Genomic DNA, 14,338 nt, shown 5'->3' with positions numbered 1-14,338 from the left:
ACGGATTGCATATGACTGAACAGCGCCCGATTGCGGTCCTGGGAGGCGGAAGTTTTGGTACCGCCGTGGCCAATCTATTGGCCGAGAACGGCCATCAAGTCCGGCAGTGGATGCGTGACCCCGAGCAGGCCGAGGCCATTCGGGTCAATCGCGAGAACCCGCGTTATCTCAAGGGCATCAAGATTCTGCCGGGAGTGACCGCCGTCACCGACTTGCAGGCAACCCTCGACGCCTGCGAACTGTGCTTCGTCGCGCTGCCTTCCAGCGCACTGCGCACGGTGCTGGCCCCCCACGCCGAGCGCCTGAGCGGCAAGATGCTGGTCAGCCTGACCAAGGGCATCGAAGCCCAGACCTTCAAGCTGATGAGCCAGATCCTCGAAGAAATCGCCCCGCAGGCGCGCATCGGCGTGCTGTCCGGGCCGAACCTGGCGCGGGAAATCGCCGAGCACGCGCTGACCGCCACGGTGGTCGCCAGTGAAGACGAAGACTTGTGCAAGCAGGTGCAAGCCGCGCTGCACGGTCGCACCTTCCGCGTTTACGCCAGTGCCGACCGCTTTGGTGTCGAACTGGGCGGGGCGTTGAAAAACGTCTACGCAATCATTGCCGGCATGGCGGTGGCGCTGGAGATGGGCGAGAACACCAAGAGCATGCTGATCACCCGCGCACTCGCCGAGATGACCCGGTTTGCAGTGAATCAGGGCGCCAACCCGATGACCTTCCTCGGTCTGGCCGGGGTCGGTGACTTGATCGTCACCTGCTCCTCACCCAAGAGCCGCAACTATCAGGTCGGGTTCGCCCTCGGCCAGGGCTTGAGCCTCGACGAAGCGGTGTCGCGTCTGGGCGAGGTGGCCGAAGGGGTCAATACCCTGAAAGTGCTCAAGGCCAAGTCCCAGGAGGTCGGTGTGTACATGCCGCTGGTCGCCGGGCTGCACGCGATCCTGTTCGAAGGACGGACGCTGGAACAGGTGATCGGTCTACTGATGCGTGCCGAGCCGAAAACCGACGTCGACTTTATTTCCACCAGCGGTTTCAACTGATTCAACAGGAAGCGAACCATGAACGATCCGAAAACCGAAGCCAAGTACGAATCCATCCTCCTGCGGGTGCTGTGGATGATCGTCTACGTGCTGGTCTGGCAAGTGGCGCAGTTCATCCTCGGCGCGGTGGTGCTGGTGCAACTGATCTATCGTTTGATTTATGGCGCTCCAAGCGCCGGCCTGATGAATTTCGGCGACAGCCTGAGCCAGTTTCTCGCGCAGATCGGGCGTTTCGGCAGTTTTCACAGTGACCAGAAACCGTGGCCATTCGCCGACTGGCCAACGCCGCGCACCCCGGAAGGTGAAGCGCCGCACGCCGTGCCACCGGCACCGCATCCGGCTCGAGATGAGGAACCCAAGCTATGAAACTCTGGGTATTGCGTCATGGTGAGGCCGAGCCTTATGGCTCGCGCCCCGACTCCGAGCGGGAGCTGACTGAACACGGTCGTCAGGAAGCCTTGAAGAGTGCAGCCCGGTTGATCGGTCAGCCGCTGACGGCGATCTACGCCAGCCCCTATCTGCGTGCACAGCAGACAGCGCAGATTGTTCGCGAGGCGCTGGGTTTCGAGCCGGAAATTCGCACTGTCGAATGGCTGACGCCGGAGTCCGACCCGGACAAAGTCGCCGAGCAACTGGTGTCGGTCAGCAATGTACTGCTGGTCAGTCACAACCCGTTGGTGGGCTATCTGCTCAGCTATCTGCAACATGGCGCCGGGTATCCGCCGGAGAAAGTCAGCACCGCGGGGCTGGCCGAGCTGGAAAGCCCTGAGCTGCTGATTGGCTCGATGACGCTTAACAGCCTCAAGCACCCATAACACCGTTCCCTGCAGGCTCACTCCTGCAGGGTCCGCGTGCGGACGAAATTATTTGTCTGAATTTTCCAACCAAGCACTTGCTTGGTTGACTACGCTTGCTCCAGACCCAAAAAACAGGAGCGAGTCGCATGTCTGCTGCCTTCCGATTGCCGCTGGACGTGTTTTACGAACGCGAGGCCCGGCATCCGCGCCAGCGCTTTCTGGTACAGCCCATCGGTGGCGGGCAGGTCGAGACCCTGACCTGGGCCGATGTTGGCCATCAGGCCCGGTGCGCTGCGCACTGGCTGCGCGCCCGGGAGTTGCCGCAAGGCAGCCATATTGCCCTGATCTCGAAAAACTGCGCGCACTGGATCATCGCCGATCTCGCCATCTGGATGGCCGGGCATGTCTCGGTGCCGCTGTATCCCAACCTCACCGCTGACTCCGTGAATCAGGTTCTCACGCATTCGGACAGCGTACTGGCGTTCATCGGCAAGCTCGATGACTGGCCCGGCATGTCCCGAGGCATACCGCAGGGGCTGCCGACCATCAGCCTGCCGCTGCATCCGCCCGGCGCGTTCGATTTCGCTTGGGACGACCTGCAAAAGAGCTCGCCGATCCGTGACGATCCGCGCCCTGCTGGCGAGCAACTGGCGACCATCATCTACACGTCCGGCACCACCGGCCTGCCCAAAGGCGTGATGCACAGCTTCGCCAACCTTGGGTTTGCCACGACTCATGGCACGCAACTGTTCGGGCTCAACGAGAACGACCGGTTGCTGTCGTACCTGCCGCTGTGCCATGTCGCTGAGCGGATGTTCGTCGAACTGGCGTCGATCTACACCGGGCAGACGGTGTTCTTTGCCGAGAGCCTCGACACCTTCATCACCGACCTGCAGCGGGCGCGGCCCACGGCGATGTTCGGTGTACCGCGGATCTGGACCAAATTCCAGATGGGTGTGTACGGCAAGATCCCGGCCAAACGTCTGGATTTCCTCCTCGGACTGCCGTTCATTGGCAAGCGGGTTGGGCACAAAGTGCTCGCGGGGCTGGGGCTGGATGCCTTGCATGTGGCGTTGTCCGGCGCAGCGCCGGTGCCGCAGTCCCTGCTCGACTGGTATCAGACGCTTGGCCTCGAGGTGCTGGAGGTCTACGGCATGACCGAGAGTTGCGGCTACTCGCACATCTGCCTGCCTGGCCAGTACAAACAGGGCTGGATCGGCAAGCCGTGCCCGGAGGTCGAGGTGCGCATTGATGAGTCCGGCGAAGTGCAGGTGCGCAGTCAGGCGAACATGCTCGGCTATTTCAAGGACCCGCAGAAAACCGCTGAAACCCTGACCGGGGACGGTTTTCTGCGCACCGGCGACAAGGGCGAGCAGGATGCCGAGGGGCGCTTGCGCCTGACCGGGCGGCTCAAGGAAATCTTCAAGACCAGCAAAGGGAAATACGTGGCTCCGGCACCGATCGAGAACCGCCTGGCGGTGCATTCACGGATCGAGCAGGTGTGTGTGGTCGGTGACGGCCTGAGTGCGCCGCTGGGCCTGTGTGTGTTGTCGACGGTCAATCAGGACGAGGGGCGGGCGAGCCTGCATTCGAGCCTTGAGAAGCTGCTGGAAGAGGTCAACGCGGTGCTCGACAAACATGAGCGCCTGCGCCGGCTGGTGGTGGTCAAGGACAGTTGGGCGGTGGAAAACGGTTTCCTCACGCCGACATTGAAAATTAAACGCAATGTCATCGAAGACACTTACGGCGCGCGCTTCGAAGAATGGAGCGAGCGCAGCGAGGCGGTGCTGTGGCAGGATTGAGTGACGATCAAAACAACAAAGGAAGCCTGCGATGACCTTGTGGCGCACCACTCCGAACATCGAGCAGTTGAACGCAATCCAGAAAAACACCATCGGCGAAGTGCTGGATATCCGTTTCGAGTCCTTCGACGAGGAATCGCTGACGGCGAGCATGGTCATCGACCACCGCACCCACCAGCCTTACGGTCTGCTGCATGGCGGCGCCTCGGTGGTGCTGGCGGAAACCGTCGGCTCGATGGCCAGTTACCTGTGCATTGATGCCAGCAAGTTTTATTGCGTGGGGCTGGAGATCAACGCCAACCATTTGCGCGGCTTGCGCAGTGGGCGAGTGACAGCGGTGGCCACACCGATTCATATCGGCCGCACCACCCATGTCTGGGATATCCGCCTGACCAGCGATGAAGGCAAGGCCAGTTGTGTTTCGCGGTTGACCATGGCGGTGGTGCCGTTGGGCGAGCAGCCACCGGCGCGTTGAGTGGGTTTATTCAGTGATGCCCTCATCCCGGCCCGTGGGCCGGACGTGCGGTTTTCACGTTCTCCATCGACCTGAAAGATCGAGTCGAGTATCGGCTTTGAAAGCCATGAAGATCTGCTCCCACCCCTCGCCCCCTTGGGAGAGAGGGTCGGGGTGAGGGGGCAGCGATCTCCCGGACGCACCATCACGCTGACCAGACTGTCATCATTCCTGGCAGTTACGGTCATTGCCGGGAGGCGCGGTCTTACGGACAATCAACGCCACGTTTCCCGCTCATGGATTTACCCGCATGTCGCAACCGATCTTTTTCGCCCACGCCAACGGGTTCCCCTCGGGTACCTATGGCAAGTTGTTCGCGGCGCTGGCGCCCGAGTACCGGGTCGCGCATCTGGAGCAGCATGCCCATGACCCGCGTTTCCCGGCGGATGACAACTGGTACAACCTGGTCGACGAGTTGATCCACCATTTGCAACAGCAGGATCAACCGGTGTGGGGTGTGGGCCATTCCTTCGGCGGCGTGTTGCACTTGCATGCGGCGCTGCGTTGCCCGGAACTGTATCGCGGCGTGGTCATGCTCGATTCGCCGGTGTTGACCCGCACTGACCAGTGGGTGATCCGCGCTGCCAAGCGCTTCGGTTTCATCGACAGGCTGACCCCGGCCGGGCGCACGCTGGGACGCCGTGAAGAGTTTGCCGACCTCGACAGCGCGCGCAGCTATTTTGCCGGCAAGAGCCTGTTTCGCGGTTTCGATCCGGAGTGCTTCGACGCCTACCTGCAACACGGTTTGCACAAGGTTGGCGACAAGCTGCGCCTGCGTTTCGATCCGGCCACCGAAATCAGCATCTATCGCGGCGTGCCGCACACCAGTCCCGGCCGCACACGACAATTGCAGGTGCCACTGGCAGTGGTGCGCGGGCACAAGAGCAATGTGGTCATGCGCCATCACACCCGCTTCGTGTCGCGCCTTGCCCAGGGCGAGGCGTTGAGCATGCCCGGTGGCCACATGTTCCCGCTTGAGCGCCCGCAAGACACCGCACGCTTGCTGAAGAACCTGTTCAACCGTTGGGAAGCCCGTCAGGACAAGGATTGCGCATGAGCCCGACCTTCGAAGAAGTGCGCCTGAGCCTGCCGCATATCGAGCTGGCGGCGCATTTGTTCGGCCCCGAGGACGGTCTGCCGGTGATCGCACTGCATGGCTGGCTCGACAACGCCAACAGCTTCGCGCGGCTGGCCCCGAAGCTCAAAGGCCTGCGCATCATTGCTCTGGACATGGCCGGGCACGGCCATTCCGGGCATCGTCCGAACGGTGCTGGTTATGCACTCTGGGACTATGCCCATGACGTGCTGCAAGTGGCCGAACAACTGGGCTGGCAGCGCTTCGGCCTGCTCGGGCATTCGATGGGCGCCATTGTTTCGCTGGTGCTGGCGGGTTCGCTGCCGGAACGCATCAGCCACCTGGCGTTGATTGACGGGGTGATTCCTCCTACCGACAAAGGCGAAAACGCCGCCGAGCGCATGGGCATGGCCCTGCAGGCGCAACTGGACCTGCGCGAAAAGCGCAAACCGGTCTACCACACCCTCGACCGGGCCATCGAAGCGCGAATGAAAGGCCTGGTGGCGGTCAGTCGCGAGGCCGCGCAGTTGCTGGCGCAACGAGGGCTGATGCCGGTGCCGGGCGGTTATACCTGGCGCACCGATAATCGTCTGACCCTGCCATCGCCGCTGCGCCTGACCGAGGAACAGGCGATGGCATTCGTTCAGCGCATCCAGTGTCCGGCGCACCTGGTGGTCGCGGCGGACGGCATGCTGGCCAGACACCCGGCGCTGCTGGAGCGTCTACCCTTTAGCCGGGAACAGCTGCCGGGTGGGCATCATTTGCACCTGAACGACGAGGCCGGTGCCGACCTTGTCGCAGACTGTTTCAATCGGTTCTTCGCCATTCCTTGACTTGCTGCGGGCAACTGTCGAGGCTGGTCGGGTTGAAATGGGAGACAACCACGATGGATTGCTATACCGCTGCGACCCCGATCCGCCACGACATGTCTATCCGATGAGCCGGACTATGCGCTCACTCGGTCTGTTGGTGCTGTGCTGTTGCAGTTCCTTGTCATTCGCCGCCGATGTGCCGGGCAGTCAGGATCTGCAGATCGTGCCGCGTCTGGCCGATGCGCAAATCGTCGATTATCGGCCTCCGGTCGAGCTGGAGCGGATCTACCCGATGGGCTCGATTCGCAAGATCAGCGGGCAGTTGCGCTTCGACGGGCAGGTCACTGCCCGTGGCCAGACCACCTCGGTGACCTACGAATTACCCCCGGAACATTCCGCTACCGAGGCGTTTACCGCCGCGCGTGAAGCCCTGCAAAAACAGGGCGCCGGGTTGTTGTTCTGGTGCCAGGCCCGTGATTGCGGCGAAAGCAGCCTGTGGGCCAACGAGGTGTTCGGCAACGCCAAACTGTACGGTGCCGACGAGCAGCAGGCGTATCTGCTGTTGAGGCTGGCGGCACCACAGGACAACACACTGGTGGCGCTTTACAGCATCACCCGCGGCAATCGCAAAGCCTATCTGCACGTCGAGCAGTTCGAGGCGATGGCGCCGCTGGGCGAGCTGCTGCCAACCTCGGCGACCTTGCTGCGCCAGCTCAAGAGCACCGGCGAACTGCATTTTCCCCAATTGGTGAATGAGCCCGATGACACCTGGTTGCGCCTGATTTCGCGTGGCCTGAACCTCGATACCACCCAGCGGGTGACGGTTTCCGGGCCCAAAGCCGAGGCCTGGCGCCAGGCCCTGATCAATCAGGGTGTGCGTGCCGCCCGGATGGAAACCGGCAGCGTCGACGGCGCTGGCCTGCGCATCGAGCTGTTGCGATAAGCTCTGGCGGGCGAGCACGAACCGCGTGTTCGCCTACTCTTGGCCTGACTGACTTTTTTTCGAGACCTTACATGCTCAATAACGATCGACTGCTGGTGCAGATCCTGCTGCTGGTGTTGTTTGGCGCCAGCCTGTGGGTGATGGCGCCGTTCTGGTCGGCGCTGTTCTGGGGCGCAGTACTGGCCTTTGCCAGCTGGCCACTGATGCGCCTGCTGACCCGTTGGCTCAATGGTCGCGAATCCCTGGCGGCGGCGATCCTGACCCTGGGCTGGATGTTGCTGGTGGCGGTGCCGCTGGTGTGGCTGGGGTTCAATCTGGCCGATCATGTGCGCGATGCCACAGCGTTCATCAAGGATGTACAGGTGGACGGCTTGCCCGAAGCGCCGGCCTGGCTCGGCACGTTGCCATTTGTGGGCGAACGGCTGGTGGGCATCTGGAACAGCATCGATCAGCAGGGCGCGGCCCTGATGGTGTCGGTCAAACCCTATCTGGGACAGGTCGGCAACTGGCTGCTGGCGCGCAGTGCGCAGATCGGTGGCGGGATTCTCGAACTGACCCTGAGCATTGTCTTTGTGTTCTTTTTCTACCGTGACGGGCCGCGACTGGCGGCGTTTGTTCATGGGTTGCTGCAGCGCTTGATCGGTGAACGCGCGGGTTATTACATCGAACTGGTGGCCGGTACGGTGCAGCGGGTGGTCAACGGGGTAATCGGGACGGCGGCGGCACAGGCCGTGCTGGCGCTGATCGGGTTTTTGATTGCCGGAGTTCCCGGGGCGTTGGTGTTGGGGATCGTGACGTTTCTGCTGAGTCTGATTCCGATGGGGCCGCCGCTGGTCTGGGTACCGGCCACGGCCTGGCTGGCGTGGAAGGGTGAGTATGGGATGGCGGTGTTTCTCGGGATCTGGGGGACGTTCATCATCAGTGGCGTGGATAACGTGCTCAAGCCGTATCTGATCAGCCGTGGCGGTAATCTGCCGTTGGTGATTGTGTTGCTAGGGGTGTTTGGCGGGTTGATTGCGTTTGGGTTTATCGGGTTGTTTATTGGGCCTACGCTGTTGGCGGTGGCTTATAGTTTGTTGACGGATTGGAGTAAGAGTCAGGTTCGGGTTGAGGATCGGCGTTGATTTTTTTGGGCTTTTTTTGGGGGGGGCATATCCGTTGCTGCGGTAACGGCGGCTTAGGGTTCCGCCCTTACGGCGGGTCACTTTTGACAAACGCCTCAAAAGTAACCAAAAAGGCTTGCTCCTACGTGCGGCCCGCTCGCTGGGGCTCGGGGTTCCTTCGCTCCGGGCTCCATCCGGGCGCATCGCCTCCGGTTTGCTTCGCTGCACCTCCTCTCGATGTGTTTGGCTGCGCCAAACGGTCGCTGCGCTCCCACCCCCGGATGAATCCCTCCACTCAGCCTTCCGAAGTCGCCCGTGGATCAAGATCAAAAGCTGCAGCCGAGCTTGCGCTCATCCTGTTGAGTGGTGAGGGGCAGAAGCGGTGCACGGTGGGCGCAGCTCTTGCTTTGACTTTTCTGTGGGAGCTGGCTTGCCAGCCGATGGCGGCCTGACAGCCGACCAATCCCTTGCAAGACTGCCCACGATCCACCTGTAGGAGTGAGCCTGCTCGCGAAGGCGGCCAGCCAACCAACCAATCCCTAACTGAATGCCCCCAACCCACTGTGGGAGCTGGCTTGCCAGCGATGGCGGCCTGACAGCCAACCAACCTCTTGCAGACTGCCCACGCTCCACCTGTAGGAGTGAGCCTGCTCGCGATGGCTGCCGGCCAACCAACCAATCCCTAACCGAATGCCCCCAACCCATTGTGGGAGCTGGCTTGCCAGCGATGGCGGCCAACCAGCCAACCAATCTTTTACTGATGTACCCGATCCACCTGTAGGAGTGAGCCTGCTCGCGATGGCGGCCGGCCAACCAACCAATCCCTAACCGAATGCCCCCAATCCGATGCAAGCTCCCGAAAGCTGCAATCTTTTGATCTGGCTTTGGCTTTGGCTCTGGCTTTGGCTCTGGCTTTTGATGTTGCTTTTGATCTGCCACCCCATCGGCAGGCCGAGCGGAGGTGTTCATCAGGGGGGTAGGCGCGCAGCGCCGTGCGGCGAAGCCGCATTCATCGAGAGGAGGTGCAGCGAAGCAAACCGGAGGCGATGCCCCCTGGTGGACACCGTAGCGAGGGAACACTGAGCCCCAGCGAAGTGCCGTACGTCAGGGGAAGCCTTTTTGGTTACTTTTTCGGCGTCTGGAAAAAGTGACCCGCCGTAAGGGCGGAACCGTAATCAGCAACACCCGCAGCAACGGATATGCTCAAAAACCCCCAAACCCCAACCGAATTCCAACCGAATTCCAACCCAATAACTGCCGAATACTGCGCACTCCAGCTCCCAAAAAAACCAAAAGATCGCAGCCTTCGGCAGCTCACACAGCCATTACGTGGCAACGTTGAGATATTTGCCCACCGGTGCCGTACTGGTCAGTGAATACTGCTTGCTCAGGTTGGCAATCATACGGTTCAGCGCTTCGGCAGTCGTCTGCGCAGAAGCCGTCTGCTCTTCATCCGGTCGTTCACCACCTGCCTGTAAAGCGGCTTTCAGCTCATCACTGCTGACACCGCCACTGCTGTCGCTGTCCAGCACCTTGAGCAGCGCGGCGCTGTTGTCGGTGCTGGTGGTCGAGGTGCTGTCGCGGGTCTGCAGCGCGCTGCTCAGTTCGGTAGCGGTCACGCTGCCGTCGCCATCGGTGTCGAGCTGGCTGAACAGTTCGTCACTGTTCGCTTCTGGCGGTGGGGGCGGCGGGGTCAGGCTGGCGGTGAGTTCGTCCTGGCTGACAGTACCGTCCTTGTTCTTGTCCAGGGCCGAGAAGATCTGGTTGCTGTCAGCGCTACTGCCGGCGCTGGTCAGGCCGCTGCTCAGTTCGTCGCTGCTGATGGCGCCGTCGCTGTCGGTGTCGAGGGCGCTGATCAGGGCGTCGGCCAGGTCGGTGTTCGGGGCCTGGTCGCGGGGCGGTGGTGGCGGGGTCATCGCGGTCATTTCTTCGGCGCTGAGGCTGCCGCTGCCGTCGCTGTCCAGATCACCGAACTGTTTGCTCAGGTTGACCAGCAGGCCATCGTCGGATTTCTCCGACAGGGCGCTATTCAGTTCGTCCTGATTCACCGCGCCGTCGCCGTTGCTGTCGAGTGTGGCGAACAGTTGCTTTTGCAGTTGCTGGCTGCGGGCGTTTTGCGTGGAGGTGCTGCTGGTACTGGTATAGCTCGTGTAGTTGCTGACGCTACCGATCATCGGACTCACTCCCTGGGATGGAAAACCGGTGGTGTACCGGCTTATGCAGACTCAAGGGGCAACGTGTCCTGGGTGTTTGGACTTTGTACCGGTGGTTACACAGATTGGCAGCGCACGCAAACCTACAACGATCGGTGGTGTTCTCAGGTGCGCGGCAGGCGGATGATGGCGGTCAGGCCGCCGCCGGGTGTTTCTTCCAGATTCAGCTGCCCGCCCAGCCGCTGCGCCGCCTCGCGCGCGATGGTCATGCCCAGACCTACACCGCCGGAGTTGCGGTTGCGCGAGCCTTCCAGGCGATAAAACGGTTCGAACACCGCCTCACGTTTGTCTTCGGCAATCCCCGGGCCGTGGTCGATCACGCGAATCAGCAGTTGCTCGCGCTGATCCTGCAATTCGATGCGTGCCTGTCCGGCGTAGCGCAAGGCATTGTCCATCAGGTTGTTGATGCACGAACGCAAGGCCATCGGCTGCACGGGCAACGGTGCGCAGTGGCCGCTGACCTGCACGTCCGCGCCCTGGTCCTGAGCGTTTTCGCAGAGCGATTCGACCAGGGCCTGCACGTCCATCAATTGCAGCGCCTCGCTGGTGCGCTGTTCGTGCAGGTAGGTGAGGGTGGCGTCGAGCATGTCGATCATGTCGTTCAGATCCTGACGCATCTGGCTTTGCAGCTTGTCATCGCTGATGTTTTCCAGGCGCAGTTTCAGGCGTGACAGCGGTGTGCGCAGGTCGTGGGAGACGGCGCCGAGCATCCGCGCGCGTTGCTGGACCTGTTCGCGAATGCGTTGCTGCATCAGGTTGAAGGTGTGTGCCGCTTGCCGCGCCTCCCGTGGGCCGGACTCGTCCAGCGGCGGGCTGTCGAGGTCTTCGCTGAGGCGCTCGGCGGCGTCGCTCAGGCGCTGGATCGGTCGACTGAGCAACTTGGCGCCGTACCACGCGGCAATCATCAGGGTGATGAACTGAAACGTCAGGGGCACCACCGGGCCGCCGAACCATGGGCGCGGTGGGTGTGGCGGGTAACGAAGGTCCCGTGGCAGCGGCTGCCCCTCGGCATTTTGCGCAAACTCCGGGGGCGGTGGTGGGGGCGGTGGACCGTAATGGTGAAACCAGGCAAAGGCCAGCAGGTGCGCCAGGACAATCGCCACGAACAGCACGCCAAACAGGCGGCCGAACAACGTGTCGAAGCGCGCTCGCATCAGCCGATGTCCCTGGCGTCGAACAGGTAACCCTCACCGCGCACGGTTTTGATCAACTGCGGTGCTTTGGGATCGTCGCCGAGTTTCTGCCGCAGGCGCGACACCAGCAGATCAATGCTGCGGTCGAACGCTTCGATCGAACGACCACGGGCGGCATCGAGCAATTGTTCGCGGCTCAGTACCCGGCGCGGGCGTTCGATGAACACCCAGAGCAGACGGAATTCGGCGTTGGACAGTGGCACCACGAGGCCGTCGTCGGCGATCAACTGGCGCAAGACGCTGTTCAGGCGCCAGTTGTCGAAGCGAATGTTGGCTCGCTGCTCGGTACGGTCGTCGCGCACCCGGCGCAGGATGGTCTGGATCCGTGCCACCAGCTCCCGTGGTTCGAACGGTTTGGCCATGTAGTCGTCGGCGCCCAGTTCCAGGCCGATGATGCGGTCGGTGGGTTCGCAACGGGCGGTGAGCATCAGAATCGGGATGTCCGATTCGGCGCGCAGCCAGCGGCATAGCGACAAGCCGTCTTCGCCAGGCAGCATCAGATCGAGCACCACCACGTCGAAATGCTCGGCCAGCATCGCCTGACGCATGGCTGCGCCGTCGGTGACGCCGCTGGCGTGAATGTTGAAACGGGCCAGATAGTCGATCATCAACTCACGGATCGGCACGTCGTCGTCGACGATCAGGGCGCGGATGCTCCAGCGCTTGTCGTCTTTATGCTCATCCGTCATGGTGCTTTGGGTGTTGTGCATGGGGCTGTTCATCTGCCAGTAGGCCGCCAACCACAAAGATGGGCTGCGAGGTGGTGGTTTCAGCATAGGCGTCCTACCGTGAGGCGGGAAGTGCTGATGTAAGGACGTGTTGCGGCTGGCGAGGCTAGCGTGGGCGCTTGTTGGCGGCGTGTCGGTTGTGTATCGGGATCGACACAATAGCAGCGAGCGCTATGCTGATCACGGCCGGCGCGACGATTTACCGATCATCGGGTGCCGCGCCGCCGCCGGTTCCGCTACAATGCGCGCCGATTTCGACTTGCCTGAGAGCCCATCCATGTCCGCCTGCCAGACTCCTATCATCGTCGCCCTGGATTTCCCCACCCGTGACGCCGCACTGAAGCTGGCCGACCAGTTGGACCCGAAACTGTGCCGGGTCAAAGTGGGCAAGGAACTGTTCACCAGTTGCGCCGCGGAAATTGTCGGCACCCTGCGTGACAAAGGCTTCGAGGTGTTCCTCGACCTGAAATTCCACGACATTCCCAACACCACCGCAATGGCCGTGAAAGCCGCTGCCGAGATGGGCGTGTGGATGGTCAATGTGCATTGCTCCGGTGGCCTGCGCATGATGGCGGCCTGCCGTGAAGAGCTGGACAAACGCAGCGGCCCGCAGCCATTGCTGATTGGCGTGACCGTGTTGACCAGCATGGAGCGCGAGGATCTGGCCGGTATCGGTCTGGACATCGAGCCACAGGAGCAGGTGCTGCGTCTGGCGGCGCTGGCCGAGAAGGCCGGAATGGACGGTCTGGTGTGCTCGGCGCTGGAAGCCACGGCACTGAAAACCGCGCACCCGTCGCTGCAACTGGTGACCCCGGGGATTCGCCCGGCGGGCAGTTCGCAGGACGATCAGCGTCGCATTCTGACCCCGCGTCAGGCGCTGGATGCAGGTTCCGATTATCTGGTGATCGGCCGTCCGATCAGCCAGGCGGCGGATCCGGCCAAGGCACTGGCTTCGGTCGTGGCCGAAATCGCCTGAGCAAACACCGCAAAACCCCGTAGGCGTGAGCCTGCTCGCGATCACGGTGTATCAGTCAACATTGCCGTTGCTTGATACACCGCTATCGCGAGCAGGCTCACCCCTGCAATTGTCGGGTGGTGGCCTCAGACTTTCAGCACCAACTTGCCGAAGTTCTCCCCGCTGAACAATTTCATCAGCGTTTCCGGAAAGGTCTGCAGACCTTCGACGATGTCTTCCTTGCTCTTGAGTTGCCCCTTGGCCATCCAGCCGGCCATTTCCTGTGCAGCACTGGCGTATTGCGCCGCGTAGTCCATCACCACAAAGCCTTCCATCCGCGCACGGTTGACCAGCAGCGACAGGTAGTTGGCCGGGCCCTTGACCGCTTCTTTATTGTTGTACTGGCTGATGGCGCCACAGATCACCACCCGTGCCTTCAGGTTCAAACGGCTCAGCACCGCGTCGAGGATGTCACCGCCGACGTTATCGAAATACACGTCGACGCCTTTCGGGCATTCGCGTTTAAGCCCGGCGATCACGTCTTCGTTCTTGTAGTCGATGGCGCCGTCGAAGCCCAGTTCATCGACAAGGAATTTGCACTTGTCGGCGCCACCGGCAATGCCGACCACGCGGCAGCCTTTGATCTTGGCAATTTGTCCGGCAATGCTGCCCACCGCACCCGCGGCACCCGAGAGAACCACGGTGTCGCCCGCCTTCGGTGCGCCCACGTCGAGCAGGGCGAAGTAGGCGGTCATGCCGGTCATGCCCAGCGCGGACAGATACACCGGCAGCGGCGCCAGTTTCGGATCGACTTTATAGAAACCTCTGGGCTCGCCAAGGAAATAATCCTGCACACCAATGGCACCGTTGACGTAGTCCCCGACCGCAAAACCCGGATTGTTCGAGGCGATCACCTGGCCGACACCCAAGGCACGCATGACTTCACCGATGCCCACCGGTGGAATGTACGATTTGCCCTCGTTCATCCAGCCGCGCATGGCCGGGTCGAGGGACAGGTATTGGTTCTTGACCAGAATCTGGCCTTGCGCCGGTTCGCCGACCGGCACTTCCTGATAGGTGAAAGTCTCGCGGGTTGCGGCACCCACCGGGCGTTTGGCGAGCAGGAACTGGCGATTGGTCTGGGAAGTCATGGCAGGCACTCAAAC

At 61.9% G+C, this 14,338-nt stretch carries 14 protein-coding genes; 10 read left to right on the top strand and 4 right to left on the bottom strand.

Features of this window, described 5'->3' with window-relative positions; genetic code table 11:
- Window positions 1–11: 11 nt before the first annotated feature.
- From ACXX9E_RS26055 to ACXX9E_RS26015, 9 genes are all read left to right on the top strand, one after another.
- Complete coding sequence (locus tag ACXX9E_RS26055) at window positions 12–1,037, top strand: NAD(P)H-dependent glycerol-3-phosphate dehydrogenase (RefSeq protein ID WP_128613915.1); 1,026 nt, start codon at window positions 12–14, stop codon at window positions 1,035–1,037.
- Window positions 1,038–1,055: 18 nt separating this feature from the next.
- Complete coding sequence (locus ACXX9E_RS26050; protein WP_003227139.1) at window positions 1,056–1,403, top strand: DUF4389 domain-containing protein; 348 nt, start codon at window positions 1,056–1,058, stop codon at window positions 1,401–1,403.
- A complete protein-coding gene (gene sixA / locus ACXX9E_RS26045) occupies window positions 1,400–1,852 on the top strand; it encodes a phosphohistidine phosphatase SixA (RefSeq protein ID WP_458556412.1) in 453 nt (150 codons plus the stop codon). Before ACXX9E_RS26050 ends, sixA begins: the two co-directional genes overlap by 4 nt.
- Window positions 1,853–1,980: 128 nt before the next feature.
- Window positions 1,981–3,636, top strand: coding sequence for an AMP-binding protein (locus ACXX9E_RS26040; RefSeq protein ID WP_458556411.1), 1,656 nt, complete (start codon window positions 1,981–1,983; stop codon window positions 3,634–3,636).
- A 31-nt stretch (window positions 3,637–3,667) separates the two neighbouring features.
- Window positions 3,668–4,111 carry a hotdog fold thioesterase gene (locus ACXX9E_RS26035; RefSeq protein ID WP_186744970.1) on the top strand — a complete coding sequence of 148 codons (444 nt, stop codon included), beginning with the start codon at window positions 3,668–3,670 and terminating at the stop codon, window positions 4,109–4,111.
- 289 nt (window positions 4,112–4,400) lie between these two features.
- Window positions 4,401–5,207, top strand: a complete 807-nt coding sequence (locus ACXX9E_RS26030) for an alpha/beta fold hydrolase (RefSeq protein ID WP_123466878.1) — start codon at window positions 4,401–4,403, stop codon at window positions 5,205–5,207.
- Window positions 5,204–6,058, top strand: a complete 855-nt coding sequence (locus ACXX9E_RS26025; RefSeq protein WP_123466876.1) for an alpha/beta hydrolase — start codon at window positions 5,204–5,206, stop codon at window positions 6,056–6,058. The genes ACXX9E_RS26030 and ACXX9E_RS26025 overlap by 4 nt, the downstream gene beginning before the upstream one ends.
- 115 nt (window positions 6,059–6,173) lie before the next feature.
- Window positions 6,174–6,980, top strand: a complete 807-nt coding sequence (locus ACXX9E_RS26020) for a DUF4892 domain-containing protein (protein ID WP_458556410.1) — start codon at window positions 6,174–6,176, stop codon at window positions 6,978–6,980.
- A 71-nt stretch (window positions 6,981–7,051) separates the two neighbouring features.
- Window positions 7,052–8,104, top strand: a complete 1,053-nt coding sequence (locus ACXX9E_RS26015) for an AI-2E family transporter (RefSeq protein WP_123466873.1) — start codon at window positions 7,052–7,054, stop codon at window positions 8,102–8,104.
- A 1,304-nt stretch (window positions 8,105–9,408) separates the two neighbouring features.
- On the opposite strand, the gene xopAW is transcribed toward ACXX9E_RS26015, so the two are convergent.
- The 3 genes from xopAW to ACXX9E_RS26000 all read right to left on the bottom strand — a co-directional run bounded on the left by xopAW (window position 9,409) and on the right by ACXX9E_RS26000 (window position 12,199).
- Window positions 9,409–10,257, bottom strand: coding sequence for a XopAW family type III secretion system calcium-binding effector (xopAW, locus tag ACXX9E_RS26010; RefSeq protein ID WP_458556409.1), 849 nt, complete (start codon window positions 10,255–10,257; stop codon window positions 9,409–9,411).
- Window positions 10,258–10,400: 143 nt separating this feature from the next.
- A complete protein-coding gene (locus ACXX9E_RS26005) occupies window positions 10,401–11,450 on the bottom strand; it encodes a sensor histidine kinase (protein WP_123466869.1) in 1,050 nt (349 codons plus the stop codon).
- The gene (locus ACXX9E_RS26000; RefSeq protein ID WP_123466867.1) at window positions 11,450–12,199 is read right to left on the bottom strand and encodes a response regulator; all 750 of its coding nucleotides are present in this window, start codon (window positions 12,197–12,199) and stop codon (window positions 11,450–11,452) included. Before ACXX9E_RS26000 ends, ACXX9E_RS26005 begins: the two co-directional genes overlap by 1 nt.
- Window positions 12,200–12,494: 295 nt before the next feature.
- Between ACXX9E_RS26000 and pyrF the strand changes: the two genes are divergently transcribed.
- Window positions 12,495–13,193, top strand: a complete 699-nt coding sequence (pyrF, locus tag ACXX9E_RS25995; protein WP_177490680.1) for an orotidine-5'-phosphate decarboxylase — start codon at window positions 12,495–12,497, stop codon at window positions 13,191–13,193.
- A gap of 125 nt (window positions 13,194–13,318) precedes the next feature.
- On the opposite strand, the gene ACXX9E_RS25990 is transcribed toward pyrF, so the two are convergent.
- Entirely contained in the window at window positions 13,319–14,323 is a 1,005-nt protein-coding gene (locus tag ACXX9E_RS25990; RefSeq protein WP_123466863.1) for an NADP-dependent oxidoreductase, read from the bottom strand.
- Window positions 14,324–14,338: the final 15 nt, after the last annotated feature.

It is taken from the genome of Pseudomonas sp. GNP014, assembly GCF_054344005.1.
Note: the sequence above shows the minus strand (reverse complement) of the source record. Positions and strands in the feature narration are given on the sequence as shown.